Annotated in this window: 30 protein-coding genes; 13 read left to right on the forward strand and 17 right to left on the reverse strand. The window is 69.2% G+C overall.

Annotation, left to right across the window (positions count from 1 at the left end):
• Positions 1 to 21: 21 nt before the first annotated feature.
• A complete protein-coding gene (locus ACFQ0P_RS14340) occupies positions 22 to 1695 on the forward strand; it encodes a DUF885 domain-containing protein (protein ID WP_204979329.1) in 1674 nt (557 codons plus the stop codon).
• Between the two features lie 6 nt (positions 1696 to 1701).
• On the opposite strand, the gene ACFQ0P_RS14345 is transcribed toward ACFQ0P_RS14340, so the two are convergent.
• Positions 1702 to 2328 (reverse strand): phosphoribosyltransferase, encoded by a 627-nt coding sequence (locus ACFQ0P_RS14345; RefSeq protein ID WP_204979330.1) that lies wholly within the window; start codon positions 2326 to 2328, stop codon positions 1702 to 1704.
• A 110-nt stretch (positions 2329 to 2438) separates the two neighbouring features.
• Between ACFQ0P_RS14345 and ACFQ0P_RS14350 the strand changes: the two genes are divergently transcribed.
• Genes ACFQ0P_RS14350 through ACFQ0P_RS14360 form a run of 3 tightly spaced genes read left to right on the forward strand, consistent with a single transcriptional unit; the run spans position 2439 to position 5656 of the window.
• Entirely contained in the window at positions 2439 to 3476 is a 1038-nt protein-coding gene (locus ACFQ0P_RS14350) for an LLM class flavin-dependent oxidoreductase (RefSeq protein WP_204979331.1), read from the forward strand.
• Between the two features lie 37 nt (positions 3477 to 3513).
• Positions 3514 to 4875, forward strand: coding sequence for an MFS transporter (locus tag ACFQ0P_RS14355; protein WP_204979332.1), 1362 nt, complete (start codon positions 3514 to 3516; stop codon positions 4873 to 4875).
• A gap of 19 nt (positions 4876 to 4894) precedes the next feature.
• Positions 4895 to 5656: an SGNH/GDSL hydrolase family protein gene (locus tag ACFQ0P_RS14360; RefSeq protein ID WP_204979333.1), complete on the forward strand. Its 762-nt coding sequence runs from the start codon at positions 4895 to 4897 to the stop codon at positions 5654 to 5656.
• Here the strand turns inward: ACFQ0P_RS14360 and ACFQ0P_RS14365 are convergent.
• Complete coding sequence (locus ACFQ0P_RS14365) at positions 5645 to 6145, reverse strand: DUF2087 domain-containing protein (RefSeq protein ID WP_378772636.1); 501 nt, start codon at positions 6143 to 6145, stop codon at positions 5645 to 5647. The two genes, ACFQ0P_RS14360 and ACFQ0P_RS14365, sit on opposite strands and share 12 nt — an antisense overlap.
• Positions 6142 to 6711, reverse strand: a complete 570-nt coding sequence (locus ACFQ0P_RS14370; protein WP_204979334.1) for a dihydrofolate reductase family protein — start codon at positions 6709 to 6711, stop codon at positions 6142 to 6144. Before ACFQ0P_RS14370 ends, ACFQ0P_RS14365 begins: the two co-directional genes overlap by 4 nt.
• Positions 6712 to 6795: 84 nt before the next feature.
• Here ACFQ0P_RS14370 and ACFQ0P_RS14375 point away from each other — a divergent pair, with 84 nt between their 5' ends.
• Positions 6796 to 7158: an ArsR/SmtB family transcription factor gene (locus ACFQ0P_RS14375; RefSeq protein WP_204979335.1), complete on the forward strand. Its 363-nt coding sequence runs from the start codon at positions 6796 to 6798 to the stop codon at positions 7156 to 7158.
• Positions 7155 to 7601 (forward strand): SRPBCC family protein, encoded by a 447-nt coding sequence (locus tag ACFQ0P_RS14380; RefSeq protein ID WP_204979336.1) that lies wholly within the window; start codon positions 7155 to 7157, stop codon positions 7599 to 7601. Before ACFQ0P_RS14375 ends, ACFQ0P_RS14380 begins: the two co-directional genes overlap by 4 nt.
• A gap of 1 nt (position 7602) precedes the next feature.
• Here the strand turns inward: ACFQ0P_RS14380 and ACFQ0P_RS14385 are convergent, their stop codons facing one another.
• Positions 7603 to 8442, reverse strand: coding sequence for a carbohydrate kinase family protein (locus tag ACFQ0P_RS14385; RefSeq protein WP_204979338.1), 840 nt, complete (start codon positions 8440 to 8442; stop codon positions 7603 to 7605).
• Entirely contained in the window at positions 8439 to 9356 is a 918-nt protein-coding gene (locus tag ACFQ0P_RS14390; RefSeq protein WP_204979339.1) for a pseudouridine-5'-phosphate glycosidase, read from the reverse strand. Before ACFQ0P_RS14390 ends, ACFQ0P_RS14385 begins: the two co-directional genes overlap by 4 nt.
• A 203-nt stretch (positions 9357 to 9559) precedes the next feature.
• On the opposite strand from ACFQ0P_RS14390, the gene ACFQ0P_RS14395 reads away from it, so the two are divergent.
• The gene (locus tag ACFQ0P_RS14395) at positions 9560 to 9823 is read left to right on the forward strand and encodes a DUF6458 family protein (protein ID WP_204979340.1); all 264 of its coding nucleotides are present in this window, start codon (positions 9560 to 9562) and stop codon (positions 9821 to 9823) included.
• 74 nt (positions 9824 to 9897) lie between these two features.
• On the opposite strand, the gene ACFQ0P_RS14400 is transcribed toward ACFQ0P_RS14395, so the two are convergent.
• The 6 genes from ACFQ0P_RS14400 to ACFQ0P_RS14425 form a co-directional block, all read right to left on the reverse strand.
• On the reverse strand, positions 9898 to 10764 hold the full coding sequence (locus tag ACFQ0P_RS14400) for a GyrI-like domain-containing protein (protein WP_204979341.1): 867 nt from the start codon (positions 10762 to 10764) through the stop codon (positions 9898 to 9900).
• A gap of 98 nt (positions 10765 to 10862) precedes the next feature.
• A complete protein-coding gene (locus tag ACFQ0P_RS14405; protein WP_204979342.1) occupies positions 10863 to 11540 on the reverse strand; it encodes a hypothetical protein in 678 nt (225 codons plus the stop codon).
• A 179-nt stretch (positions 11541 to 11719) separates the two neighbouring features.
• Positions 11720 to 12451: a phosphotransferase gene (locus ACFQ0P_RS14410; protein WP_204979343.1), complete on the reverse strand. Its 732-nt coding sequence runs from the start codon at positions 12449 to 12451 to the stop codon at positions 11720 to 11722.
• Positions 12448 to 12906: a pyridoxamine 5'-phosphate oxidase family protein gene (locus ACFQ0P_RS14415; protein ID WP_204979344.1), complete on the reverse strand. Its 459-nt coding sequence runs from the start codon at positions 12904 to 12906 to the stop codon at positions 12448 to 12450. The genes ACFQ0P_RS14410 and ACFQ0P_RS14415 overlap by 4 nt, the downstream gene beginning before the upstream one ends.
• 360 nt (positions 12907 to 13266) lie before the next feature.
• On the reverse strand, positions 13267 to 13461 hold the full coding sequence (locus tag ACFQ0P_RS14420; RefSeq protein ID WP_204979345.1) for a DUF2283 domain-containing protein: 195 nt from the start codon (positions 13459 to 13461) through the stop codon (positions 13267 to 13269).
• Entirely contained in the window at positions 13458 to 13901 is a 444-nt protein-coding gene (locus ACFQ0P_RS14425; RefSeq protein WP_204979346.1) for a hypothetical protein, read from the reverse strand. Before ACFQ0P_RS14425 ends, ACFQ0P_RS14420 begins: the two co-directional genes overlap by 4 nt.
• Before the next feature lie 170 nt (positions 13902 to 14071).
• On the opposite strand from ACFQ0P_RS14425, the gene ACFQ0P_RS14430 reads away from it, so the two are divergent.
• A complete protein-coding gene (locus ACFQ0P_RS14430) occupies positions 14072 to 14992 on the forward strand; it encodes an AEC family transporter (protein ID WP_204979347.1) in 921 nt (306 codons plus the stop codon).
• A gap of 3 nt (positions 14993 to 14995) precedes the next feature.
• Here ACFQ0P_RS14430 and ACFQ0P_RS14435 read toward each other — a convergent pair whose 3' ends face one another.
• From ACFQ0P_RS14435 to ACFQ0P_RS14445, 3 genes are read right to left on the reverse strand one after another with little or no spacing between them, the layout of a single operon-like run.
• The gene (locus ACFQ0P_RS14435) at positions 14996 to 15265 is read right to left on the reverse strand and encodes a DUF6510 family protein (RefSeq protein WP_204981428.1); all 270 of its coding nucleotides are present in this window, start codon (positions 15263 to 15265) and stop codon (positions 14996 to 14998) included.
• On the reverse strand, positions 15265 to 15990 hold the full coding sequence (locus tag ACFQ0P_RS14440; RefSeq protein ID WP_204979348.1) for a ferredoxin reductase: 726 nt from the start codon (positions 15988 to 15990) through the stop codon (positions 15265 to 15267). The genes ACFQ0P_RS14435 and ACFQ0P_RS14440 overlap by 1 nt, the downstream gene beginning before the upstream one ends.
• The gene (locus ACFQ0P_RS14445) at positions 15987 to 16580 is read right to left on the reverse strand and encodes a sulfite oxidase-like oxidoreductase (RefSeq protein ID WP_204979349.1); all 594 of its coding nucleotides are present in this window, start codon (positions 16578 to 16580) and stop codon (positions 15987 to 15989) included. The genes ACFQ0P_RS14440 and ACFQ0P_RS14445 overlap by 4 nt, the downstream gene beginning before the upstream one ends.
• 187 nt (positions 16581 to 16767) lie before the next feature.
• Between ACFQ0P_RS14445 and ACFQ0P_RS14450 the strand changes: the two genes are divergently transcribed.
• Positions 16768 to 17328: an HdeD family acid-resistance protein gene (locus tag ACFQ0P_RS14450; RefSeq protein ID WP_204979350.1), complete on the forward strand. Its 561-nt coding sequence runs from the start codon at positions 16768 to 16770 to the stop codon at positions 17326 to 17328.
• A 56-nt stretch (positions 17329 to 17384) separates the two neighbouring features.
• On the opposite strand, the gene ACFQ0P_RS14455 is transcribed toward ACFQ0P_RS14450, so the two are convergent.
• Complete coding sequence (locus ACFQ0P_RS14455; protein WP_204979351.1) at positions 17385 to 19367, reverse strand: S9 family peptidase; 1983 nt, start codon at positions 19365 to 19367, stop codon at positions 17385 to 17387.
• 3 nt (positions 19368 to 19370) lie between these two features.
• Positions 19371 to 20144, reverse strand: coding sequence for an SDR family oxidoreductase (locus tag ACFQ0P_RS14460; RefSeq protein ID WP_204979352.1), 774 nt, complete (start codon positions 20142 to 20144; stop codon positions 19371 to 19373).
• 45 nt (positions 20145 to 20189) lie between these two features.
• Between ACFQ0P_RS14460 and ACFQ0P_RS14465 the strand changes: the two genes are divergently transcribed.
• The 4 genes from ACFQ0P_RS14465 to ACFQ0P_RS14480 all read left to right on the forward strand — a co-directional run bounded on the left by ACFQ0P_RS14465 (position 20190) and on the right by ACFQ0P_RS14480 (position 22900).
• On the forward strand, positions 20190 to 20672 hold the full coding sequence (locus tag ACFQ0P_RS14465; RefSeq protein WP_204979353.1) for an NfeD family protein: 483 nt from the start codon (positions 20190 to 20192) through the stop codon (positions 20670 to 20672).
• Entirely contained in the window at positions 20669 to 21637 is a 969-nt protein-coding gene (locus ACFQ0P_RS14470) for an SPFH domain-containing protein (protein ID WP_204979354.1), read from the forward strand. Before ACFQ0P_RS14465 ends, ACFQ0P_RS14470 begins: the two co-directional genes overlap by 4 nt.
• Positions 21634 to 22413: a glycerophosphodiester phosphodiesterase family protein gene (locus ACFQ0P_RS14475; protein WP_204979355.1), complete on the forward strand. Its 780-nt coding sequence runs from the start codon at positions 21634 to 21636 to the stop codon at positions 22411 to 22413. The genes ACFQ0P_RS14470 and ACFQ0P_RS14475 overlap by 4 nt, the downstream gene beginning before the upstream one ends.
• 103 nt (positions 22414 to 22516) lie before the next feature.
• Positions 22517 to 22900, forward strand: coding sequence for an RNA polymerase-binding protein RbpA (locus tag ACFQ0P_RS14480; RefSeq protein ID WP_204979356.1), 384 nt, complete (start codon positions 22517 to 22519; stop codon positions 22898 to 22900).
• Positions 22901 to 22903: 3 nt separating this feature from the next.
• Here the strand turns inward: ACFQ0P_RS14480 and lnt are convergent, their stop codons facing one another.
• Positions 22904 to 24481, reverse strand: coding sequence for an apolipoprotein N-acyltransferase (gene lnt / locus ACFQ0P_RS14485; protein ID WP_204979357.1), 1578 nt, complete (start codon positions 24479 to 24481; stop codon positions 22904 to 22906).
• Between the last annotated feature and the right edge of the window lie 20 nt (positions 24482 to 24501).

A 24501-nucleotide genomic window follows, 5' to 3' on the forward strand; every position in this document is an offset into this window, starting at 1 on the left:
ACGCGTCCCTAGGCTCGACGCATGACTGACGAAACACGCACGCCCACGCCGATCGACACGATCGCTGACGCATGGGTCGACACTCTCGCCGAGCTCGAGCCCACCCTCGCGACCTACATCGGCCGGAGCGAGTTCAACGACCGGTTCGGCGACTACAGCCCGGCGGGGCAGGAGCGCCTCATCGAAGAGGGACGCAAGACTCTCGCCGCCCTCGCCGCAGCCACCCCGGTGGACGACATCGACGCCGTCACCAAAGAGGATCTGGCTCGCGAGATCGAGCTCGGGATCGAGCTCGACGACGCCAAGTGGCATCTGCGCGACCTCAACGTGATCGCCTCGCACGCGCAGGATATCCGCTCCGCGTTCGACCTCATGCCGACCGACACGACCGACGACTGGTCGATCATCTCGACCCGTCTCGGCGCGGTCCCCGCGGCGATCGAGGGCTACGTGCACTCGCTTCGCGCGGGCATCGAGCAGGGTGTCGTCCCTGCCCGACGCCAGGTCGTCGAGGTCGCGACCCAGATCGGCCGCTACACAGAGGACACCGGCTTCTTCGCGAGTTTCGCGGCTGAGGCGGCCCCCGCGGAGGGCCAGCTGCCGGCATCCCTCGCGCGTGAGCTGGCCGACAACGCCAACGCCGCCCGTGTCGCCTACGACGAGCTCGCCCGGTTCCTCGGCACCGAGCTCGCCCCCGCCGCGACCGAGAAAGATGCGGTGGGCCGGGAACTTTACGCCCTGCACTCCCGCCGCTTCCTGGGTGCGACGGTCGACCTCGACGAGACGTACGAGTGGGGTGTCGAGGAACTCGCGCGCATGGTCGCCGAGCAGGAGTCGATCGCGAACGAGATCAAGGAGGGCGCCTCCGTCGAGGAGGCCGTCGCGTTCCTCGAACAGGACGACAGCCGCAAGCTCCACGGCACCGCCGCCCTCCAGCGGTGGATGCAGGAGACGAGCGACCGTGCGGTCGAGGAGCTGGGCCGTACCCACTTCGACATCCCCGAGCCGATCCGCAAGCTCGAGTGCATGATCGCGCCGACGAAGGAGGGCGGGATCTATTACACCGGGCCGACCGACGACTTCTCGCGTCCCGGGCGCATGTGGTGGTCGGTGCCCGAGGGGGTCGAGTCGTTCGACACGTGGCGCGAGCTCACCACCGTGTATCACGAAGGTGTCCCGGGTCACCACCTCCAGATCGCGCAGGCGGTCTACAACCGCGCGCAGCTGAACAGCTACCGCCGTCTGCTCGGCGGAACCTCCGGTCACGCCGAGGGCTGGGCCCTGTACGCCGAGCGGCTCATGGAGCAGCTCGGCTACCTCGATGACCCGGCCGATCGTCTCGGCATGCTCGACGGGCAGCGGATGCGCGCGGCGCGCGTCGTGCTCGACATCGGCGTCCACCTCGAGAAGCCGCGGCCGGACGGCCAGGGCATCTGGGACGCCGACTTCGCGCTGGAGTTCATGCGCCACAACGTCAACATGCCGGACGAGTTCGTCACGTTCGAGGTCAACCGCTACCTCGGGTGGCCGGGCCAGGCGCCGTCGTACAAGGTGGGGCAGCGCATCTGGGAGCAGTTGCGCGATGATGTCGCGGCCCGCGAAGGATCCGAGTTCTCGATCAAGCGCTTCCACAAGCGCGCGCTCGACATCGGCGGCGTCGGCCTCGACACCCTCCGCAGCGCGCTGTCGCACTGAGCGGACTCAGTCGCGGAGGTCGTGGGACAGCAGCCCCACGACCTCCGCGTCACTTGTCTGGGTGAAGTCGTCGTAGAACTCGCCCACCGCCCAGAACGGGCGCATCCGATGCGGGCACACGTACCCGTCCACGTCGTCCGGTCCGGGCTCCCACTCCGCCGGCGCGACCGGCGCCGCGAGGATCACCCGCCCTGCTCCCCGGGCTCGAAGGGACCGGCACGCCGCGGTCGCCGTCGCGCCGGTCGCGATCCCGTCGTCGACCACGATCACGACGCGATCGCGAACGTCGTCGGCGGCCCCGAAGAGCCGGCCGCGACGCTCGAGCTCCACGCGTTCCGCGGCCTCCACCTCCGCGATCCGGGCCGGAGAGACGGCATCCTCCCGTCGGGGTGCGGCGTTGAGCACCCGGACGTCCTCGGCGATCGCGCCCACGGCGAACTCCTCCTGCCCGGGAGCTCCGAGCTTGCGCACGATCACGACGCCGAGCGGGAGGCCGAGCACGCGCGCGACCTCCGCCGCGACGACGACACCGCCTCGCGGGATCCCGGCGACAAGCGCGTCCCGGCCCCGCCACGATGCGAGTACGTCCGCGAGCTCGTGCCCTGCGGCGGTACGGTCGGCGAAGAGGGCCATAGGCTCACGGTACGCCCGCGGCATCCTCTCGTCTGCCGGGAATGGGGCGCACGCACGTCGGGTTCCCCCTGTCACATGATTCATTCAAGCGAATGGAAAGGATGCCACGCATGGCCGACCTCGCCACTGTGGAGCTGGGACTGGACACGTTCGGAGACGTGACGCACGACGACGCGGGGGAGCCCGTGACCCATGCGCAGACGATCCGCAACGTCGTCGACCAGGCGGTGCTCGCCGACGAGGTGGGCCTGTCGTTCTTCGGAGTGGGGGAGCACCACCGCCGCGAGTTCGCGATCTCCAGCCCCGAGATCGTGCTCGCCGCTGCGGCAGCGCGCACGTCGCGCATTCACCTCGGCACCGCCGTCACCGTGCTCTCCAGCGATGATCCGGTACGCGTGTTCGAGCGGTTCGCAACGCTCGACGCCGTCTCTCACGGTCGCGCGGAGGTGATCCTCGGTCGAGGCTCGTTCATCGAGTCCTTCCCGCTGTTCGGCTACGACCTGCGCGACTACGAGACGCTGTTCGACGAGAAGCTGGATCTCTTTTCGCAGCTGCTGGAGGAGAAGCCCGTGACCTGGCAGGGCACGCTCCGCGCGCCTTTGCAGGAGGCCGACGTGTTCCCCAAGACGGAGAACGGCCTGCGCGCGTGGGTCGGCGTCGGCGGCACGCCCGAGTCGGTGGTGCGCGCCGCGCGGTACGGCTATGGCCTCATGCTCGCGATCATCGGCGGACCGGCCGAGCGGTTCCGGCCGTTCGCCGACCTCTATCGTCGCTCGCTCGCCACCTTCGACAAACCGCACCTCCCCATCGGCGTGCACTCGCCCGGTCATATCGCTGCGACGGATCAGGAAGCCTGGGAAGAGGCATACGACGGGTTCGCGGCGATGAACAACACCATCGGCCGCGAGCGGGGGTGGCCGCCCTACAGCCGCATGCGGTTCCAACGCGACGTCGGTCCCGAGGGCGCCCTTTACGTGGGCTCGCCCGAGACGGTGGCACGCAAGATCGTCGACACGGTGAAGTCGCTGGGGGTGCAGCGCTTCGACATGAAGTTCTCGACGGGCACGCTGTCGCACGAGCGGCTGATGAATTCGATCGAGCTGTACGGCACGAGGGTTGCGCCGCTCGTGCGGGACATGCTGTCGTGACGACCCGGGCGCGCCCGTGCGTCCGTAGCATGACGCTATGACGGATGCCGAGCCGCGCGTCGCGGCCACGATCTCGCGACGGCTGGACGAACTGCCCTTCACCCGGCGGCACCTCAGGGTCCTCACGGGCTCGGGTCTGGGCTGGGCGCTGGACGCGATGGATGTCGGACTCATCTCCTTCGTGATCGCCGCCCTCGCGGTCCAATGGCAGCTGCAGCCGCAGGAGACGGCGTGGATCGCGTCCGTCGGGTTCATCGGCATGGCGGTCGGCGCCAGTGTCGGAGGACTTCTGGCCGATCGATTCGGGCGCCGGTCGGTCTTCGCCGTCACCCTGCTGGTGTACGGTCTGGCCACCGGCGCGAGCGCGCTCGTCGGCGGGCTCGTGGCGCTGCTCATCCTGCGCTTCATCGTCGGCCTGGGACTCGGCGCCGAACTGCCTGTCGCTTCCACCTACGTGAGCGAGTTCGCGCCCGCGCGGATGCGCGGCCGGCTCATCGTCTTCCTCGAGGCCTTCTGGGCGGTGGGATGGACGGCGGCGGCCCTCATCGGGTACTTCGTCATCCCGGCGTCCGAGGCGGGGTGGCGATGGGCGTTCGCGCTCGGCGCCCTCCCGGCGGCCTACGCACTCGTTGTCCGGTGGGGGCTGCCCGAGTCGGCGCGCTGGCTCGAGCGTCGCGGCCGATTCGCGGATGCTGAGCGCGTGGTGCGCTCCTTCGAGGAGTCGGCGGGGGCAGCATCCCCTTCTTCCGCGGCAGCGACCCAGAGGGTGGATGCCGCGCCCCCCGTTGCGACGAGTCTCTCGTCCCGGCTGGCCGCCCTCTGGGCGACGGAGTTCCGCGTTCGCACGGCGTGCCTGTGGCTCGTGTGGTTCTGCGTGAACTTCTCGTACTACGGCGCGTTCATCTGGATCCCGTCGATCCTCGTCGCGCAGGGTTACGACCTGGTTCGCTCATTCGGATTCACCCTGGTCATCACCCTCGCCCAGCTTCCGGGATACGCCGTGGCGGCATGGCTGATCGAGGTCTGGGGCCGCCGCGTGACGCTGTCGGTGTTCCTGGTCGGATCCGCTATAGCAGCGGGATTCTTCGGCACCGCTTCGACCGAGGTCGCCGTCATCGCCGCCGGAATGGCGCTGTCGTTCTTCAACCTCGGCGCGTGGGGGGCGCTGTACGCCGTCACGCCCGAGATGTACCCCACGTCCCTTCGGGCGACCGGCTCCGGCTGGGCCGCCGGCGCCGGCAGGCTCGCGTCGATCCTGGCACCGCTCAGCGTCCCGCTGCTCCTGGCAGCCGGAGGCGCCCCGCTCCTGTTCGTCGTGTTCGCCGTGTTCTTCGCCGTCGCCGCCGTCGCCGCCTGGGGGCTCGTCGACCGGCGTGGAGCGGCTCTCGACGACCGCTGACCGACCGTAGGCTGGGACGATGGCATCCGTGCGGTACGTCGCGATCGGCGACTCCTTCACCGAGGGCGTGGGCGACGAGCTTCCCGACGGACGCGTGCGCGGCTGGGCCGACCTCGTCGCTCAGGGGTGGGCGCAATCGAGCGGAGAGGCGGTGCAGTACGCCAATTTCGCGATACGGGGAAAGCTCGTGTGGCCGATCGTCGAGCAGCAACTCGAGCCGGCGCTCGCGCTGCGGCCGACCCACCTGTCCTTCAACGGCGGGGGGAACGACATGCTCCGGCCGCGAACGAGCGTGTCCCGCATCTTGGACGCGTTCACCCATGTCCTTCGCCGATGCGATGAGGAGGGTGTGCGGCTCATCGTGCTGTCGGGCGCCAATCCGTCGGCCCAGCTTCCGCTCAGCCGGGTGATCCAGCGCCGCGGCGACCTCCTCTCCGCGGCCGTCTCGAACAAGCTCGCCGACCGCGACGACGTCGTGCGCGCGTTCAACTGGCCCGACCGCGAACTCTCCCGCCCGCCGTACTGGTCCGAGGACCGCCTGCACATGAACGCCCGCGGACACCACCGCGTGGCCGCCCGAGTGCTCACCGCGTTGGGGCAGGAGCCCGACCCGGCATGGTGGTCGCTCCCGGAACTTCCCGCGGCCCTGACCCGCGGTGCCGCCTACTACAGGGAGCACGTCGGGCCATGGGTCCGGCGGCGCCTGACGGGAACGTCATCCGGCGACGGGCGCGCGCCCAAGCATCCGGATTGGTTCGAGGTGCGCCCCTCAGCGTTCTGATCCCGACCCCACGTCGTCCGATGCGAGCGCGTACTCGGATCCGGAGGCGGTGCGCTCGAGCAGCCCGGCGTCGACCAGGTGTCGTCGCAGCGCCGCGACGTCATCGGTGAATCGGCGAAGACGATCGTTCGCCTCGCGCTCGGTGAAGACGACGCCGTGTTCGAATGCCTGCCCGGCGACCCAGCGGAGGAGCTCGTCGCGATCGGCAGCCTTGACCGGATAGCGGTCGATGCGTCCGCGACCATCGAGGAACCGCCCGGGCCCGGTCGGGCGTGCTCTCGGCTGCTCGGCGAGCAGCCCGCGGACGAAGCCTTCGTCGAGGCGGAGATCGCCGGACTCGTCGCGCACCAACCCGAGCTCGACGAGCCGCGCCACCGCGCGGTCCCGGCGATCGCCGCGCAGGTGCTCACCGCCCATCGCCTCGGCGAGCACCGCGCGCAGATCCGGGTTGAGAAGCGCGGCGGCGACACCGCGCCACCGCTCGCTCACGAGGGTGTTCCCGTCACAGAGTAGGTGAGTTCGGCGAAGGCGCCCGCGCGTCGCACGCCGGTCAGGTGCAGGACGTCGGCGCCGAGGTCGCGGGGGAGCAGGGGCTTGCCCGAGATGAGCGTCGCGGGGGCCACCGAGAGCCGGATCTCATCGAGCAGCCCGGCATCCGAGAACTGACCGGCGAGATCGCCGCCACCGACGACCCAGACATCACGATCGCCCGCCGCGGCGCTGATCTGCGGCCAGACCCGGCGGACGTCATCCCGCACGAATCGCACATCGGCACCGGGGATCGATGGCAGATCGCGCCGGGTGAAGACGAAGGTCGGCCGCCTGCCGTAGTACGCCGGCCACTTCTCGGGGTGAGCGATCAGGTCTTCGTGGCGGACAACCCATTCGTAGGTCGCGGAACCCTGCACGAGCACTCCGATGCCGGAGAGGAACTCCTGGAAGTCAGCGTCACCCCCTTCGCCGCCGGGGACGGAGAAGAGCCAGTCGAGCGAATCGGCGTCGTCGGCGAGGAATCCGTTCAAGGTCGTCGCAGTGTAGAAGACGGTGCGAGGCATTTCGCAACGGTATCGCCGACCTCGGACGTTGACCGGTATTCAACTGATGTGTATAGTACCAATCAGTTGAATGAGGAGGGCAGTATGACCACCGATCAGCTCAGTCGCACGTTCGCCGCCCTGGCGGACCCGACCCGCCGCGCCATCCTCGAGCGGCTGAGCGGGGGAGCGGCGACGGTCGGCGAACTCGCCGAGCCGTTCGACATGACCTTCGCCGCCGTCTCGAAGCATCTCCGCGTCCTCGAATCCGCGGGCCTGGTGACCCGCGGACGCGAGGCGCAGTACCGTCCCGCCGCCCTCGACGCACGCCCGCTCGCGGATGCCTCCCGCTGGATCGGCGACTACGCACGCTTCTGGGAAGACAGCGTCGATGCCCTCGACCAGTACCTGAACGCCCTTCAGCAGCTCCGGACCACCACCACCGACCGAACACAGGAGACATCATGACCGAGTACTTCACCCTCACCCGCACGCTGCGCGCCCCGCGCGAGCTCGTCTTCGATGCGCTCACCCGGCCGGAGCACTTCGCCGTCTGGTTCGGCACCGCAGCCGTCGAAGTGCCGCAGGAGAGCCTCGTGATGGATGTGCGTCCCGGGGGAGCGTTCCGGGCCGTGATGGTGCTGCCCGACGGCAATCGCATCGACTGGTCGGGGGAGTACTCGGCCGTCGAGCCGCCGTCGCACCTCGCCATGACCCTCACCGATCAGCCGGACGGCGACGCGGGACTTCCGGTCCTGTTCGACCTCGATGAGGTCGACGGCGGCACCCAGCTGACCATCCGTCAGGATCGCGCCGACTTCACCGACGAGCAGGTGGCAGCGACGATCGCCGGCTACAACGCCTTCGTCGACGACATGGAGCGTGTCGTCGAGGCGATGACCGGCGCCTGACTCACAGGGCCCCGGGCCGTCGAAGCGCGCGCACGGCGAGCTCGCTGCCCGCGTTCGCGGCAACCATCGTGTCGGCGCCGCCCAGTGCCGACACGATGTAGCCTGCCGCGAAGGCGTCGCCGGCGCCCGTCGAGTCGAGCACATCGTCGACCCGGCCCACCGGCACGTCGTGGACGGCATCGGCGGTGCGGACCCTCACCGGCTCGCCACCGCGCTTCACGACGAAGACCGCAGATCCGGTATCCAGGTCGAGTTCGTCGGCTACGACCGCCTCCTCGGCGTTGGCGAAGACGACGGAGGGATTGACGCGGTCGACGATCTCCTGCAGCACGACGGGGCCGATCTCCCGCATCGTGGCGACGCTGGACAGGTCGAGGCTTACGGGCGCGCCCGCCGCGAGAACCGCGGCCGCGGCATCCAGGATCGCCGCGCGCGATGCCGGCGCCGCGAAACCGTACAGGGGCAGATGAAGCCAGTCCGCGCCGTCGAGCCACGCCGGGTCGACGGCGTCGAGCTGTGCCGCGGCGCCACGGTCGGTGATCATCGTGCGCTCGCCCTCGGCGTCGACCAGCACGACGATCGCTCCGGTGCGTCCTGCGCGCTGGACAAAGGGCTCCACGCCTGCCGACTGGAGCTCTTCGACGAGTGCGCGGCCTATGGTGTCGTCGCCGACCCTTCCGATGAAGCGCGCCGGATGCTGCGCCGCGACGGCAACCGCCACGTTGGCGGCGCTCCCGCCCCGGGTGAGCCGCACTTCGGCGGGATTGTCGGTGCCGCGCTCGAGCGGGCCGCTGCCGAGGACGATGAGATCTGCGACGAGGTCGCCGATGACGAGGATCACCGATCCGGTCCCGACAGCGCCACCGCGATCTCCGCACCGAGTCGGACGTTCCCGCGATAGACGTCCACGTTGACGTCGAGGCTCCGGCCATCCGTCTCACGCTGCATGAAGTCCAGAAGGAACGGCGTCGTGTCGTGTCCGGTCACGCCGGCGGCGTCGGCCGCCGCGAGGGCGCGGGCGAGAACGTCGTCGTGCAGATTCGGATCGAGCTCGCGCTCCGATGAGACGGGGTTGGCGATGAGCAGGGTGGAGGAGATGCCCAGGCTGTCGCGCACACGTGCGATGCGCGCGATCTCGGCGGGGGAGTCGACCGAGTACTCGATGTCATGCCCCGAGTCGGCCACGTAGAAGCCGGGATAGTCGGTGGTCCGGTAGCCCAGTACGGCGAGGTTGAGCGTCTCGAGTCGCTCGAGGGTCAGGGGGATGTCGAGAATCGACTTCACTCCGGCGCTGACGACCACCAGAGGCAGCGTGGCGAGGGTCCCCAGGTCGGCGGACTCGTCGAAGGTCTGCTGCGCCTCCCGGTGGACGCCCCCGAGACCGCCGGTCGAGAAGACACGCACGCCCGCAAGATGAGCGAGGTAGGCAGTCGCCGCGACGGTCGTCCCCGCGCTGAGACCCTTGGATGCGACGACGGGAACGTCGCGGAGGCTCGCCTTGACGACACCGTCGTCTTCGCAGAGCCGCACGATCTCCGACGGCGAGAGGCCCACCGTCGGTCGACCGTCGATCACTCCGATGGTGGCGGGGACGACGCCGAGCGCGCGGACGCTCGCCTCGGCCTCCTGAGCGACGTCGACGTTGCGCGGTCGCGGCAGCCCATGAGTGAAGATCGTCGACTCCAGCGCCAACACGGCTGCCCCCGATGCGACTGCGGCCTGCACTTCGGGGGAGACGACGAGGGGAGTGGTCACGGCGGGTCCTTCCGGTCGGATGTCGCCACCCTATAGAGGCGGCGGACCCGCCGCGACGCACCGTGCCGGGCACCGAACACGTCATCCCGCGATTTGTCAAGACCCTCTGCGGCCGATCGGGGTTGCACCATGGTGGGGACGCAGGACGATCACGTCCGCAATCAGGGGAGGGCCGACCGTCGCGCCCCGGAAAGGAACCTCGCATGAGCATCGGAGCAGGTATTGCGCTGTTCGCGATCGGAGCGATTCTCGCGTTCGCCGTGAACATCGACGTCGAATACGTGAGCCTCGACATGATCGGGTACATCCTCATGGCGGCCGGAGCGGTCATCTTCTTCCTGGGGATCATCCTCATGATGCGTCGCCGGAGCGCGGAGTCGGTCACCCGCACGGCCGTCGACCCCGCCGGCGGGGAGCAGGTCACCCGTCGCACCACCAGCACAACGGACGACAGCGTCGGACTCTGACAAAGACCACGACGAGCGGGCGGAGCCACCGCGGCCCCGCCCGCTTGCTCTGTTCGCAGGGCAAACCTCGCGAGTCAGGAGCGCTCCACCGGAAGCCACAGTTCGCACGTCGCCGTCGCGAAGTCCGGCGAGCGATCCAGCACTGCGACGATGGACGGGCCGGGTCGCAGGCGCCACGGGTTGGACGGGAACCATTCGCTCGCCGTCGCCGCCCACGCCTCCTGCAGGGCGTCGGGGTACGCGCCGTCGACGCGGAAGACCGCCCACGTCCCCGAAGGCACATCGATCACATCGAGGTCCTCGGGGGGAGTGGATCCCTCGGCGACGGCCACACCGTGGAGGTAGGTGAGTTCGCTGCCCTCGGCATAGTCCGGGTCGACGTCTGCGCTCACCTGGAGGAGCCCGGACGGCTCGGCAGTGCTGAGCGCCTTCAGTCGGTCGTGCTCCGTCGCCGGAAGCGACGCGATGTGGGCCTGGATGTGCGGATTGACGCCTCGGTGGATGAGAGGGACGCGCGCGGCGTGGCCCACAAGGAGGAACGAGGGTCGGTCGGCAATTCGGTTGATCATGGATTCTTTCCCTTCGACGGTCAGGCGGAACCTGAGCTGCGGTTGCGTGCGAAGGGGGCCGCCGTCACGGCGGACCTCGGCCGGACCGGCGCCGTGGACGGAGCGGAACGCTCGCCCGAAGGCTTCGCTTGAGCCGTATCCATAGCGGACCGCGATCCCGAGCAGATCGCCGCCGCCGAGCACGTCGGCCGCGGCGACCGCCATCCGTCGCCGCCGGATGTACTCGGAGAGCGGCATCCCGGCGAGCGAGGAGAACATCCGGCGCAGGTGGTACTCGGTCGTTCCGAGACTCCGTGCGACGCCGGGGATGTCGAGCTCGTCGCCGAGCCCGGCCTCCACCACGTCGACGACGCGGTTCAGATCAGCGATCACGCTTCCCCCTTCGACATCCAGCCTGGTCGTCGCGCGGAGCGCGCGCCCGATCATCGAGGCCCGAATCTATCGGGCGCGGGGGAGTCCGGGTGCTTCCGTCAAGAAGAGAGGCCGGGCGTCGGAGAGGAGGTCTTGCCGGAGCGGGCGGATCGCCTCTGCAGGGCGCGCCAGATGAGGAAGGCGCCGGCGAACATGATCGCGAGCGGTCCGGCGAGGTTGAGCAGCAGGACCCACTCCGCCGCACTCAGCAGCACGGCGACGGCGGCGACCGTGAGCACGGCCGCCGGGATCCACGCCCACCACCGGCGTCCCGCGCCCCCGGGCAGCACGGCGACGAGGGCGAACGTCGCGGCCGCTCCGAGAAGGAACACCGCACCCGTCGTCGGTCCCTCGACGGCTCCGGTCAGTGCGATCGTCGCAGCCATCGTCGCCAGCACCCCGCCGGGAATGATCGCCCACCAGTGCCGGATGTCCCGCAGATACGCGGCCCAGAATCCTAGACCGAGCGCGCCGAGCATGGCCGCGCCCGCCCATCGGCCCCCGACTGCGGGGCTCATGTCCATCACCGTGACGATCGCCGCTCCCGCGAGGGCCGCACTCGGCAGCGCGGCCCACCAATCGTCGCGGCTCGCGAAGAACACGTAACCGAACACGGCGGCCCCGCCGAGCAGGACCACCGTCTGCAGCAGGGGTGGTGCCTCGACGTCGGCGACCTCCAAGAGCATCAGCACTCCCGCCGTGAGAACGAGCACACCGAGAGTGATCTGAACCCACACGCGCCTCATGGTCTCCGCTCCGATCTGGACGCGCACGCCAGCGCGCCACAATGCGATCGTGTCATGCGCCAGGCGTCCGGGGGAGGACGATAGTCCCGCGGCCGGAGGGACAGTCCACGCGACGCCCAGCTTGAACTGACATAATGTGCATTATCAGCAATGACCTGTCCGCCGTTGGGTCACCTCAGCCTGTCCGCATCCCTGCCATACATGTCGGCGTGAGCTCGGAACTCGGCGCGGCCGGTCTCCGCGAACCGACCCAACGTGAACAGCCGAAGATCCTCGAGGCGACTCACCATCGCCGCCATGACGTCCGCAGCGCTCAGATCGCCGCCGTACGCTGCGATCAGCTGGTCGAGTCGCCGTGCGCGCTTCAGACCGTCGGCATCCGGAGCATCCTCGGCGAAGGGCACGATCCGATACGCGAGGTAAGCGAGATCCCACACCCGCGGCCCGGGTGACGCGAAGTCGAAGTCGATGACTCCGGAAAGCGTATCCCCATCAGCGATGAGGTTGTACGTCGCGAAGTCGTTATGACAGATCACTTCGGCGGGAGTTCGCCTCGACGATCGCCATATGAGTGCGCGATCGTTCACCAGGGGTCGGCTGGCGTCGTGAATGCGACGAAGCAGCTTTCCGGCCGCGACGAGCACCCCGCTCGACCACCGCACGTCGGGCGCGCAATCCACAAGCGTCCGTCCGGGAATGTAGGACAGCGCCTCCCGGCCGTTCGCGTCAGAGCCACGCGGCTCCGGCACCTCATCGACACCGGCATCCCTCAACGTCTGCAGCAGCCGATGCACCGCCGGAGTCCACGCGCCGGCCTCCCGGTGGACGGTATCGCCGCGGCGGACGACCGGCGTGACGTTGCCGCCGACGAGCACCTCCTCGTCGGCGTCGTGCCCCCTCACGGCAGCCACTCCCCCTCACGCGTCAACACGCGACCACGGAGCTCGTTCGCCTCTCGCCACGCCTGGATTCGCACCGGGCGCAGCACGAGGAAGACATACGCCGGGATGCCGCGGGGATCCCAGTCCGCCTGCATCGCGTAAGCGGACCCGAGGTCGGCGTCGTCGTCGACTCCTGCTGTTCGCTCGAGCACGGTGTCCAGCACCACAACTTCCCGCGTCGGCCCCACCGCGAGTCGCGCTCGGCGCCCGCCCGCCAGGTTGCGTGCTGTGATCGAGTCCGCCTCGACGGCGACGACGGCGCGTTCACCGATCCACGCCAGCGAGAGCGGCACGAGGTGGGGGTTGCCGCCTGCCGAGGCGGTGGCCACCCAGCAATCCGTCTCCGGCGAGGACAGCATCGCCACCGTGTCGGCACGACGGGTCACGCGGTCTCTAGGTTCGGCCGCAGCGCTCATCGCTCCACGGTAGCGGCGTTTGGTCGGATTACCTCGGGGGCAGGCTGACCGCTGTCATGTCCCTCGCGCGGCGTGACAGCAGTCGGGCTAGGAGGATTCCATCAGCCCGAACACCACGAGTCGAGGCTCGGCATTGAAGACGATCATGTCGACGTCGCGGGACCAGGTGCCTCCGCTGAGTCCTTCTGTCTCCAGCCATGCTCGCGCGGCGAGCTCCGCATGAGCGCATGGGCCGTCCCATGTCGTTGGCTGAGCCGTCGCTGGCGTCGATGATGCGGTAGCGCCCGGGCTGAGCTGACCAGCCACTGATGGTGGTGGCCACGCAGGTTACCATCAACGTCAGCGCGGAGCGCCTCGACTTCACGTGAGCGACGGGGCTGTCGTGGTGACGTTGAGTATCTCGATTCCCACTAACGCGCCGGACGCATCGACGTCGATCAGCACCGGCAACCCGAGCGTGGTCGGCTCTAGGTCGACCGTATGATCGACGGGGGCGTTGCTGAGCCTGATGTATCCGGCATCAACTTCTGGGTCGTACCGAAACGGAATGGTCATACCCCGCCGCCTCCCCCGCCACCCCCGGTGAGCTTCACCACAGTAATCACTTTCCCCGTGTTGACGTTCACGCGCGCCTCGTAGTTCCCATAGCGTACATACGCAACTCCGTTCCGAGTCGTCTTCTTTCCCTCGTTCAGGATCGTCTTCAGCAACGCGCGACTCACATTTCGCGCTGCCATCGCTTGGGATGCGTGGTGAACGATCGTGATGAACAATCTGAGCACGGCCGACCAGAAGAACTTCACCTTGATCGGACCCACGGCGCTGACGCCACTGGACGTGTTCACTAGCACCGTTGCGGCGTGGGCAACTCCACCCCCCGCGCTCCCAACAAGTGTCGCTACAACTACTCCTGCAGTCCGTTTCTCAAGCCACATCTGGCTCACCTCCAGAGGAACTGGTCTGTCACCTCCAAGACGCATCGCAGTGTGGTTCATGACGCTTGCGCGCGAGGCGCTGGAGGGAAGACGATGCCGGCGACCAGCTGATCAGTCCCCGCGCAGACGCCCCTCGTAACGCGCGGAGCGTCCGCATCGGCGACATCCACGCGCACCTGCGAGCTTGACGGGCGCGCGATAACGGTCGTCACCGGCCATAGGCTCGACTCATGCTGGAGTCGCTCACCGGGTTCGTGGTGGTGGGCGTCGCGATCCTGGTCGGGTGGATCCTCGGCCGCATCGACCTGCTCGGCGAGCACGCGCGCCCGGTGCTGGCGCGCCTCACGTTCTTCGTGCTCTCGCCGTTCCTGCTGTTCGTCGTGCTCGCGCAGGCGGACGTCCGGATGCTGTTCTCCGCCCTGCTGCCCGTCTCGGCCATCGCCGCCGTGGTCGTCATCGGCGTCTATGCGCTCCTCGCGCGCCTGGCGTGGCGTCGGTCTGTCGGCGAGACGGTGATCGGTGCACTGAGCGCCGGGCAGGTCAACTCCAACAACATCGGCATCCCGCTGTCGCTGTACCTGCTCGGGAGCGCCGCCTTCCCCGCGCCGGTGATCCTGCTGCAGCTCCTCGTCTTCACGCCGATCACCATGACGATCCTCGACACGGTGACGTTCGGCCGCACCTCGCTGTGGCGGTCGCTCGCCCGAACCGCCTCGAACCCGATCGTCCTCGGCTCCGCGCTCGGCGCGATCGTGTCGGTGAGCGGTGTAGAACTCCCGCCGATCGTGATGGAGCCGGCGGTGCTCATCGCGAACGCGTGCGTTCCGATCCTCCTGATCAGCTATGGCATCTCGCTGCACGGACAGCGGGTGCTCGCGCCGTCCGGCCGCCGTCGGGACGTCCTCGTGGCGACCGCGCTCAAGCTGCTGGTGATGCCGGTCCTGGCGTGGGTGGTCGCGACGTTCGTGTTCGGCCTGAGTGCGCAGGAGGTGCTGGTGGTCGTCGTCCTGGCTGCGCTGCCCACCGCCCAGAACGTCTTCAATTACGCGCAGCGCTTCGACGTCGGCGAGACGATCGCGCGCGACACCGTCTTCCTCACCACGATCGGCTGCGTCCCGGTGCTCATCGCCGTCACTCTGCTGCTGGGCTGAGCCTCACGACCGCCGCAGCTCCCGCAGCGTCCCGACGACGAGGCGCACGTCATCGTCATCGTGCAGCACCGTCAGCAGTGTGTGCGAGCACGAGCGGCATCGCACGATCGCCGCCACGTCGTCGATCTCGACCACGGTCTCCGCGAGCGCTCCGCGTGCGCCGCATCCCCCGCACACTCCGATCAGCGTCGTCGCGTCGCCCTCGAAGATGCCGCCCAGCAGGCCCGCCAGCACGTTGCCGTCGACGATGGACGACGCGTTCTCCGCACGCATCATGCTCCTCCGAATCGCTCGGTCTTGACCCGATCCGGCGAATGGCCGAGTCGGACGAGCGCGTCCGCGACGTGCTCGACGAAACCGGTCGGCCCGCACACGTACACCGTCGGCTGCAACTCCGCACTCCAGACCGACGCGCGCAGGACGCTCTCGTCGACGCGGCCGATGCGACCGGTCCAGCCCTCGGGCGCCTGTCGCGTGTAGGCCCAGGTCAACTCCACTCCCCCGGGCGTCGCGAAAGCTTCGAGTTCATCGCGATACATCGCGTCTTCCCGAGTCCGCACCGAGTAGAGCAGGCGGACGGATGCCCCCGCCGAGGCATCCGTCGCCGCGCGTGCGATCGCGACCAGAGGCACCACTCCCGAGCCTCCCGCCACGAGCTGCACCAGTCCCTCTCCCCCGGGCCGCCATACGAAGTAGCCACCCAGCGGGCCTTTCACCTCGAGCTCGTCACCCGGCCGGACGTCCTGCACGAGGTACGGCGACACCTCGCCGTCGGGGACCTCGTCCACTCCGAGCTCGATGGACTCGCCCGGACCGTAGGAGCTCAGTGAGTACGAGCGCACGGCCTGATACCCGTCCTCGGCGGTGAGCCGGATGTCGACGTGCTGACCCGCCTCGTTGCCCGGCCAGCCCGGCACGTCCAGACGCAGCAGTCTCGCGGTCGGGGTGGCCGTCGTCACCGAACTCACGCGCGCGGGTCGCCACCCGCCGACGGTCACCAATATCGCTCCTCGGTCCACGGGTCGCCGTGCATGTTGTACCCGTTCTGCTCCCAGAACCCGGGCGCATCGCCGTCCATCAACTCGAGTCCGCGGACCCACTTCGCGCTCTTCCAGAAATACAGGTGCGGCACGAGCAGTCGCGCGGGGCCGCCGTGCTCGGGATCGAGCGGTTCGCCCTCGAACTCGAACGCCACCCACGCGCGCCCGTCGACCAGGTCGTCCAGCGGGATGTTGGTCGTGTATCCGCCGTACGAGTGGGCCATCACGTGGGTCGCTTCGGACTCCACGTTCTCCAGCAGCGTGTCCACGGAAACCCCGCGCCAGCTCGTGCCCAGCTTCGACCAGCGCGTCACGCAGTGGATGTCGGTCGTGATGTCCTCGATCGGGAGGGCGAGGAAGTCCTCCCAGCTCCACGAGGCCAGCCCACGTCCGCCCTCGACGACGGAGAACGACCACTCGGAGGTGTCGATGCGAGGCGTGGGCCCCGCCGACAGCACTGGGAAATCGTCGGTGAGGTACTGCCCCGGCGGCAGGTTCGGGTCGCTCTCCCGGCGCCGCGCGCCGAATCCTCTCGAGAAAACGGCCATCGGATGCCTCCCAACTCAGTACACGCACGCTCACCGTAGCGCCGCGCGAGGCGCCGTGGCGAGAGTTCCGCCGATCGACGATGCGCGGCGCGTACGACGACACACGACATGCAGCGCGCGAAAGGTCGAGTTCGGGTCTAGTCTTTAGGCGCACGTTCCCAGGTAACTCTCAGAAAGGACAACTCGCATGTCCACCGAATCCGCGGCCGAGAAGTCGGCCGTCAACGGCATCCGCACGGCGCTCGGCATCGGCGGCGTCCTCGCGGTCCTCGCCGGTCTCTTCATCATCTTCCAGCCCCAGAACGCGGCGTTCGTCGTCACGATCGTCATCGCGATCTACGCGATCGCCGCCGGCATCGTCTACGCAGGCCTCGGCATCTTCACGCGCAACAAGGGAGGGTGGGCCCGCCTGGGACACATCGCCCTGGGCGTCCTGTTCGTCATCGCCGGAATCGTCGCGCTCGTGAACCTCCAGCAGGCGACGGCGTGGCTGGCGATCTTCGTCGTCATCCTCGTCGGCATCCTCTGGATCGTCGAGGGCATCGTGGCGCTCTCGACCCTCGGCGACGCGGCGTCGAAGGGCTGGTCGATCTTCTTCGCGATCATCAGCATCATCGCCGGTCTCTACCTGCTGTTCAGCCCGCTGTGGGGCGCGGTGGTGCTGTGGTGGATCCTGGGCATCGCGCTCGTGGTCCTCGGCATCATCAACATCGTCCGCGCCTTCACGTTCGGCAGGAAGAACCTCTGATCCGCTAGGCGACGGAAGGGCCCCAGGGAATCCTGGGGCCCTTCTGCCGTCGTGTCTCAGTGCGCGGGCAGGTGCTTCGCCCACCACGCGAGGACGGCCTCGAAGCGCTGCACACGATGCCGAGGCTGACCCGCGCGGGTGAGTTCGTGGTTCTCCCCGGGGAAGACGAGCATCTCGGCCTCGGTGCCGTTGCGCTTGAGGGCGGCGTAGTACCGCGTCGCCTGTTCGAGCGGGCAGCGGAAGTCGAGCTCCGAGTGGATGACGAAGGTGGGCGTCGTGACCTGGTCGACCACGGCCATCGGGCTCTGACGCGCGATGTCGTCGGGCGACACCCCCACGTACTCGTCGCCGAAGAACGTGCCGATGTCGCTCGTGCCCTGGAACGTCGCTGGGTCCAGGAACCCCCGCTCGACGATCGCCCCGGCGAACCGGTGGTCGTGCGCGATCACCCAGGCCGTGAGGTAGCCGCCGTAGGATCCGCCCATGACACCCGCCCGGGAGCCGTCCAGCCGCGGGTCGTGTTCGATCGCCGCGTCGAGGAAGTCCATCACGTCGGCGAAGTCGACGGTGCCCAGGGCCCGGCGGATGCTGCGGCCGTGCGCGCGCCCGTACCCCGAAGATCCGCGGGGGTTGCAGTACACAACCGCGTAGCCGGCGTCGACGAGGACCTGCGTCTCATCGAAGAGGTGGATGCCGTACGCCGCATAGGGACCGCCGTGGATCTGAAGGATCACGGGGAACGGCCCGTCGCCCTCGGGCGCGGCGACCCAGCCGTGGATCGGATAGCCGTCGCGTCCCGTGAAGGTCCGCTCCTGCGGAGTGACGATGCCGGATGCCGCGGCCCCCGCTCCGAAGGCGGTCAGCGTCCGCTCCCGACCTCCGTCGATGAGCACGAGCTCGCCGAACGAATGGGTGGTTGCGATGGAGGCGACGATGCGATCGCGGGCGGCGGCGTGACCGCCGACCTCGACGTCGCCCCCCAGGACCTCCGTGAGTTCGCCGGAGCGCGTGACGCGGACCAGCCGGTTGCGTCCGCGCGCGTTGTGCTGGACGAGGAAGTCGTCGCCGTCGACGGTGATGTGACTCTCGCCGAGGTCGATACTCTCCTCGTCGGTGAGACGGCGCGGGCCCGCCGGCTCGACGAGCCACAGCCCGACGCCCGGAGCGATGAAGTCCACGCCCTCGTCGCCCACCTCGTGGGCGAGAAGGGCGATGGTGCCGTCGGCGGCCACCGCGGCATCCCAGACCGAGAGTCCCGTGTCGCGAGAGAGAATCTCGCGCGTCCCGGAGCCGTCGACGGCCACGGCGACGACCCGCGTGCGAAGGTCGCGGCGCGACGGTTCGATCTCGTCGACCGATGTGATGAGTTCCGCCCCGTCGGCGGAGAACGTGACACGGGCGTGGGACGCGGGACCGTCGGTGAGCTGCCTCGCCTCGGCCGGGACGACCGGTTTGCGCGGGGGCTCGCCACCCTCCGGTCGCACGGCCGGTGCCGGATCGTAGAACGGCTCCGCGTCGGTCTCGGGCGCCGGGACGACGAAGAGCTGCGCCGGCTGATCGGCGAGGTACCCCAGGCCGTTCGCATGCCAGCGGATCCCCGTGATGTGACGCGGCGCTTCGGCGGCGGCATCCAGTCCCTCGACCGTGCCGTAGCGACCCGCCTCGGGCGTACGGGCGACGAAGCCGAAGGATCGGCCGTCGGGCGACCACGCGAACGATTCGACTCCGAGCGGGGCGTCGGTCGCCTGCACCGGCTCGCCGCCACCGGCCGGAATGACGTGGATCTGCGGGCGGCGTTTGGCATCGCCACGGAGGAACGCGATGCTCGCCCCGTCGGGCGAGACGTGCGGCGCGGAGTCCGCCGTCCCGCGCGTGAGCCGGCGGGGCGTGCCCTCCGGAAGGTCGATCCGCCACAGCTGCCCGACGCCCCGGTTGGCGAGGAGATCCGGTCGCGCCGTCGCGAAGACCGCGAAGGACGCGTCCGGCGGCAGGGAGGGGCGGCCGACGGCGATGAGCTTCTCGATGTCGTGAGGGCCCACGCCTCACTCCCCCGCGAACGAGGACGTGTCGCCCACGAGGCGGGTGTTGCCCGGCGGAACGGGGTCGAGAGCGGCGGCCGCAACCTCCGCGGCGAACTCTGAAACGTTGTAGAGCTTGCCCGCATCCTCGCGGCGCGCGGCGATCGCACCGGGGTTGGCCCGTTCCAGGAGGGTGGCGGTGATGGTTCCCTCGATCATGTCCCCCGACACCACGACGAACTCGATCCCGCGCTCGGCGAGGGCGGGGATCATCTCGCGGAGGGCGTCCTCGCCCGCCCGCTTGGACAGGGCCACCGGCTCGTACTCGGGCATGGTCGGCGTCGTGCGGATGAAGTGGGCCTGGTGGCTGGTGACGAAGACGACGCGGGATCCCTCACCCAGCACGGGAAGCGCGGTCTCGAGCACGCGCACCTGCGCATCGCGATTGAGCTGAAGCGCGTAGTCCGCGGCCATCCCCGACTCCATGCCGCCGGAGGCATTGAGGACGAGGATGTCGAGACCGCCGAACGTGCGGGACACTTCGTCGAACATGGCCTGGACGGACTCGGCGTCGGTGAGGTCGGCGCCGACGACGAGGACCTCGACGCCCAGACCGCGCAGCTCGCCTGCGAGCTTCTCTGCGCGCGGAGCCTTGTTGCGGTAGTTGATCACGACGTTCGCGCCCGCTTCGGCGAGGTAGCGCGCGGTGTCGGCGCCGATACCACGGGACGACCCGGTCACGAGGGCGGTCTTGCCGCTCAGCGAACCGCCAGGAAGAGGGGTGGATGTCTCAGTCACGCCCTCGACCCTACCTGCTAGGTTCGAACCACGAGGAGGCGCACAGTGGAGCTCATCCAGACGATCGAACAGTACGCGTGGATCGGGTGGCTTGTGCTCATCCTGCTCTTCCTGGTCATCGAGATGCTCACCCTCGACTTCACCTTCCTGATGCTGAGCATCGGCGGACTCGCCGGACTCGGGAGCGATCTGCTCGGAGCGCCGGTCTGGCTGCAGGTGATCATCGCGGCGGTCGTGGCCGCGGTACTCGTCCTCTTCCTCCGCCCGCCCCTCCTGAGACGGCTGCATCGCGGCGAGGACCCCACCCCGTCCAACGTCGATGCGCTCCTGGATATCGGCGGGCGGGTCGTGTCCACGGTGAGCGCCCACGGCGGTCAGGTGCGGCTGATCAACGGCGACGTGTGGACCGCCCGCACCGACAGCGGCGAGCTCGACCCCGGTACCCCGATCGTGGTCAGCCGCATCGACGGCGCGACTGCCGTCGTTCGCGCCTCGAATCCCACCCTGACGGAGGACACCAGCGCATGAGCGATCTCGGCACTCTCATCCCCACGGCCATCGCGTGGCTGCTCGCCATCGCGGTCTTCATCTTCGTGCTGGTGGTGATCGTCCGGTCGATCCGCATCATCCCCCAGGCCAACGCGGGCATCGTCGAACGGCTCGGCCGGTATCACAAGACCCTCACGCCGGGTCTGAACCTGCTGGTGCCGTTCATCGACCGGCTCCGCCCGCTCATCGACATGCGCGAACAGGTCGTGTCCTTCCCGCCTCAGCCGGTGATCACCGAGGACAACCTCGTCGTGTCCATCGACACCGTCGTGTACTTCCAGGTGACCGATGCGCGCGCCGCGACCTACGAGATCGCCAACTACCTCGGCGCCGTCGAGCAGCTGACGACGACGACCCTGCGAAACGTCGTCGGCGGCCTCAACCTCGAAGAGGCCCTCACCAGCCGCGACAACATCAACGGCCAGCTGCGCGTGGTCCTCGACGAGGCCACCGGCAAATGGGGCATCCGGGTCGGCCGCGTGGAGCTCAAGGCCATCGATCCGCCGATCTCGATCCAGGACTCGATGGAGAAGCAGATGCGGGCCGAGCGGGACCGCCGCGCCGCCATCCTCACCGCCGAGGGTTCCAAGCAGTCACAGATCCTCGAGGCGGAGGGCCGCCGGCAGGCCGAGATCCTCAAGGCCGAGGGCGACAAGCAGGCACAGGTGCTGCGGGCGCAGGGTGAGGCAGAGGCGATCCAGACCGTCTTCGACGCGATCCACTCCGGCAACCCCGACGACAAGCTGCTCGCCTACCAGTATCTGCAGACCCTCCCGAAGATCGCCGACAGCGCCTCGAGCAAGCTGTGGATCATCCCGAGCGAGTTCACCGAGGCGCTCAAGGGACTGAGCGGTTCCTTCCTGAGCGCCGCCGGCGGGGCCGCCGCTCCGCCCTCGATGACGCGCTCCGAGGACCGGGCATCGGGCGTGCAGCCCTTGCCGTGACGCAGCATCCCTGGTTCGCCGGCGCAGCGACTCCCCGCGTGCTGGCGCACCGCGGCCTCGTCACGGCGGAGGATGCCGCGCACGGCGTCGTCGAGAACTCCTTCGCCGCCGTGGCCGCGGCACACTCCGCCGGGGCAGACTACGTCGAGTCCGACTGCCACCTCACCGCCGACGGCGTCGTCGTGCTGTTCCACGACGAGGACCTCTCCCGGGTGACGGGCGATCCGCGCCCGGTCGCGGCGGTTCGTTCTCACGAACTGGAAGGGCTGATGTCGGAGCGAGGCGGTCTGCTCACGCTCGAGCAGGCGCTCGACGCGTTCCCGACCGTGCGGTTCAATCTCGACGTGAAGGCCGCGGACGCCGCGGACGCGGTCGGTCGGCTCGTCGCTCCGCACGGCCATCGCGTGCTCGTCACCAGCTTCTCCGACGAACGTCGACGTGCCGCCCTCGCCGCCGCCGCGGCTGCGGGCCGCGGCGTTCGCCCCGCCACCTCGGCGGGCCGCGGCACGATCGGACGCGTTCTCGCCGGGCTCGCGGTGCGCTCGCGCCGAAGCGTGCGGCGCGCCCTCCAGGACGTCGACGCCGTCCAGGTGCCCGAGCGGCAAGGACGCCTGCGGATCGTCACGCCCCGCTTCGTCGAGGCCGTCCACGGAAGCGGGGCCGAGGTGCACGTCTGGACCGTCAACGACCCCGCCGACATGCGTCGACTCGTCGACGCCGGAGTCGACGGGATCGTCACGGACCGCGCCGATGTGGCGTTGCGCGCACTCCGCTGACGGCGGCTGAGCATCGTCTGTGAAACACCCGGTCCCACGCGCCTTTCGGATGATCCGCACAGGTCACCCCGTTATACCTGTACAGCGACGAGAGGACCACAAAATGGCAGACCGCAGCTTGCGCGGCATCCGACTCGGCGCCCAGAGCCTACAGAGCGAAGAGGGCGTCGTCTTCCACGAACGTGCACAGCACGTCTACTCCTGTACCGCTTGCGGGCGTGACACCACCATGATCTTCGCGGCCGACGCTGAAGTTCCGCCGGCCTGGGAGTGCCGCACGTGCGGCGCCGAGGCGCTGCTGCGGGTCGGCGACGGAACGGCCACGGTCGACCACTCCGGCGACAAGACGCCGCGCAGCCACTGGGACATGCTGCTCGAGCGTCGCACTCTTCCCGAGCTCGAGGAGCTGCTCGAGGAGCGTCTCGCGTACGTCCGCGCCCGTCGTGGCGCCGGCGAGGACGTCACCCTCGACAAGATCAGCGCCTGACGCTCAGCCTCTCTGTCCGACGCCGGCCCCCAGCGGGGCCGGCGTTTCGGCTTTCCGGCGACCGGCGACCTTCACGGCGACGCCGAGTCCGAGAAGCACGACCAGAGATCCCCAGCCGAGCAGCGCCTGGACCCACGGGCCGACGACGACGGCGGGGGTCAGGCCGGTGTACAGCGGCACTTCCGTGAGCATGTGGCCCGGCTGTCCCGCCGGCAGTCCGTCGATCGTGGACCCGTCCGCGGCGATCACCTGGCTCGTGCCCACCGTCGAGAGATTGACGACCGATCGTCCGGTTTCGATCGCTCGCATTCGGGCGAACGCGAGTTGCTGCAGGTTCTCGTCGGTGTCCCGGAAATCGGCGTTGTTGGTCTGGAACATGTATACCTGCGCACCGTCCTGGGCGCCCGCCCAGATCACGTCGTCGTAGATCACGTCGAAGCAGATCGCGAGGCCCACCCCCACGCCGTCGACGTCGAGGAACGGGCGATTGGTGCCCGGCGTGTACTCGCGCTGGATCAGGCCGATCAGGTCGGGGGCGAGCGCCTCGTAGAACCAGCGGTCGGGAACGTACTCCCCCATCGGGACCGGGTTGGTCTTGTCGTGGAGCTGGACAGCACCCTCCCCCGCGATCCACAGCATCGAGGTGTTGTAGGTGTCGTCCCCGCGCGTGGTGGCGGCATTGACGATCAGCGGAGCATCCACCCGCTCCGCCAGCGCATCGAGCGTGCGTGCGGTGCTCTCGTTGGCCAGCGGGTCGGAGTCGATCCCGCCCTCGGGCCACAGGAGCACGTCGAGATCCTCGCCGAACAGCGGGGCGGATGCCTCGAGCTGGGCGTTGAGCACGTCGTTGCGGTCGCGCGGATCGAAGTAGCCGGAGGGCCCGTTCCCCTGCACGCTGCCGACGCGCAGAGCGCCCGAGGGCGTCGTGGGGAAGGCGGGGACGACGAGCAGGAGCACCGCGACCGCGGCCGATGGGATCGCGGTGCGAAGATCCCGGAACCGTGCGAGCCGGAACCACTCGATGACGGCAGCGGTGAAGGCGACCATGAGGAACGTGAGGCCCGCGACGCCCGTCCATGACGCGAGGTGGGCGAGCGGGCTCTCGGACTGGCTCATGCCGATGCGCGCCCAGGGGAAGCCGGTGTAGGGCCAGGAGCCCATGAAGAGCTCGCGAGCCGTCCACACCCCGCCGATCAGGAGGGGCAGGGCGACGAGGGAGGCCCATCGCGACGGGAACAGCCGCGGCATCCACCGATACGACAGGGTGAGGCCGATCGATCCGATCGCCATGAAGACCGTCTCGATGCCCGCCAGCGCGAACCACGGCACGACCCCGAGATACCGCGTGATCCACACGATGTGGATGAGGTAGAACGTCGCGCCGAACACGAATCCGACGAGGACAGCGCCCCACACCGAGCGGCCGACGAGCGCGACGAGCGCCAGGCCGACGCCGACGAAGGCCAGGGGCCACCAGCCGACCGAGGGATAGGCGAGGTCCAGGACCGCACCGCCGACGATCGACGCCAGCACGGCACCCCACAGCGGGAGGAGCGGGCGCGGCGCAGCGGCGAGAGGCACGAAACCACCCTAAGCGTGTG

Origin of the sequence: Microbacterium insulae (assembly GCF_042677065.1) — a bacterium.
Classification (GTDB): Bacteria; Actinomycetota; Actinomycetes; order Actinomycetales; family Microbacteriaceae; genus Microbacterium; species Microbacterium insulae.

Bases quoted from the DNA above. Each gene is read 5' to 3' on its own strand.
- ACFQ0P_RS14345 (WP_204979330.1), bottom strand. From the start codon at position 2,328: ATGGCCCTCTTCGCCGACCGTACCGCCGCAGGGCACGAGCTCGCGGAC.
- ACFQ0P_RS14470 (WP_204979354.1), top strand. From the start codon at position 20,669: ATGAGCGATCTCGGCACTCTCATCCCCACGGCCATCGCGTGGCTGCTC.
- ACFQ0P_RS14395 (WP_204979340.1), top strand. From the start codon at position 9,560: ATGAGCATCGGAGCAGGTATTGCGCTGTTCGCGATCGGAGCGATTCTC.
- ACFQ0P_RS14360 (WP_204979333.1), top strand. From the start codon at position 4,895: ATGGCATCCGTGCGGTACGTCGCGATCGGCGACTCCTTCACCGAGGGC.
- ACFQ0P_RS14375 (WP_204979335.1), top strand. From the start codon at position 6,796: ATGACCACCGATCAGCTCAGTCGCACGTTCGCCGCCCTGGCGGACCCG.
- ACFQ0P_RS14420 (WP_204979345.1), bottom strand. From the start codon at position 13,461: ATGACCATTCCGTTTCGGTACGACCCAGAAGTTGATGCCGGATACATC.
- ACFQ0P_RS14355 (WP_204979332.1), top strand. From the start codon at position 3,514: ATGACGGATGCCGAGCCGCGCGTCGCGGCCACGATCTCGCGACGGCTG.
- ACFQ0P_RS14415 (WP_204979344.1), bottom strand. From the start codon at position 12,906: ATGAGCGCTGCGGCCGAACCTAGAGACCGCGTGACCCGTCGTGCCGAC.
- ACFQ0P_RS14450 (WP_204979350.1), top strand. From the start codon at position 16,768: ATGTCCACCGAATCCGCGGCCGAGAAGTCGGCCGTCAACGGCATCCGC.
- ACFQ0P_RS14340 (WP_204979329.1), top strand. From the start codon at position 22: ATGACTGACGAAACACGCACGCCCACGCCGATCGACACGATCGCTGAC.
- ACFQ0P_RS14430 (WP_204979347.1), top strand. From the start codon at position 14,072: ATGCTGGAGTCGCTCACCGGGTTCGTGGTGGTGGGCGTCGCGATCCTG.
- ACFQ0P_RS14425 (WP_204979346.1), bottom strand. From the start codon at position 13,901: ATGAACCACACTGCGATGCGTCTTGGAGGTGACAGACCAGTTCCTCTG.
- ACFQ0P_RS14435 (WP_204981428.1), bottom strand. From the start codon at position 15,265: ATGCGTGCGGAGAACGCGTCGTCCATCGTCGACGGCAACGTGCTGGCG.
- ACFQ0P_RS14350 (WP_204979331.1), top strand. From the start codon at position 2,439: ATGGCCGACCTCGCCACTGTGGAGCTGGGACTGGACACGTTCGGAGAC.
- ACFQ0P_RS14380 (WP_204979336.1), top strand. From the start codon at position 7,155: ATGACCGAGTACTTCACCCTCACCCGCACGCTGCGCGCCCCGCGCGAG.
- ACFQ0P_RS14445 (WP_204979349.1), bottom strand. From the start codon at position 16,580: ATGGCCGTTTTCTCGAGAGGATTCGGCGCGCGGCGCCGGGAGAGCGAC.
- ACFQ0P_RS14370 (WP_204979334.1), bottom strand. From the start codon at position 6,711: ATGCCTCGCACCGTCTTCTACACTGCGACGACCTTGAACGGATTCCTC.
- ACFQ0P_RS14480 (WP_204979356.1), top strand. From the start codon at position 22,517: ATGGCAGACCGCAGCTTGCGCGGCATCCGACTCGGCGCCCAGAGCCTA.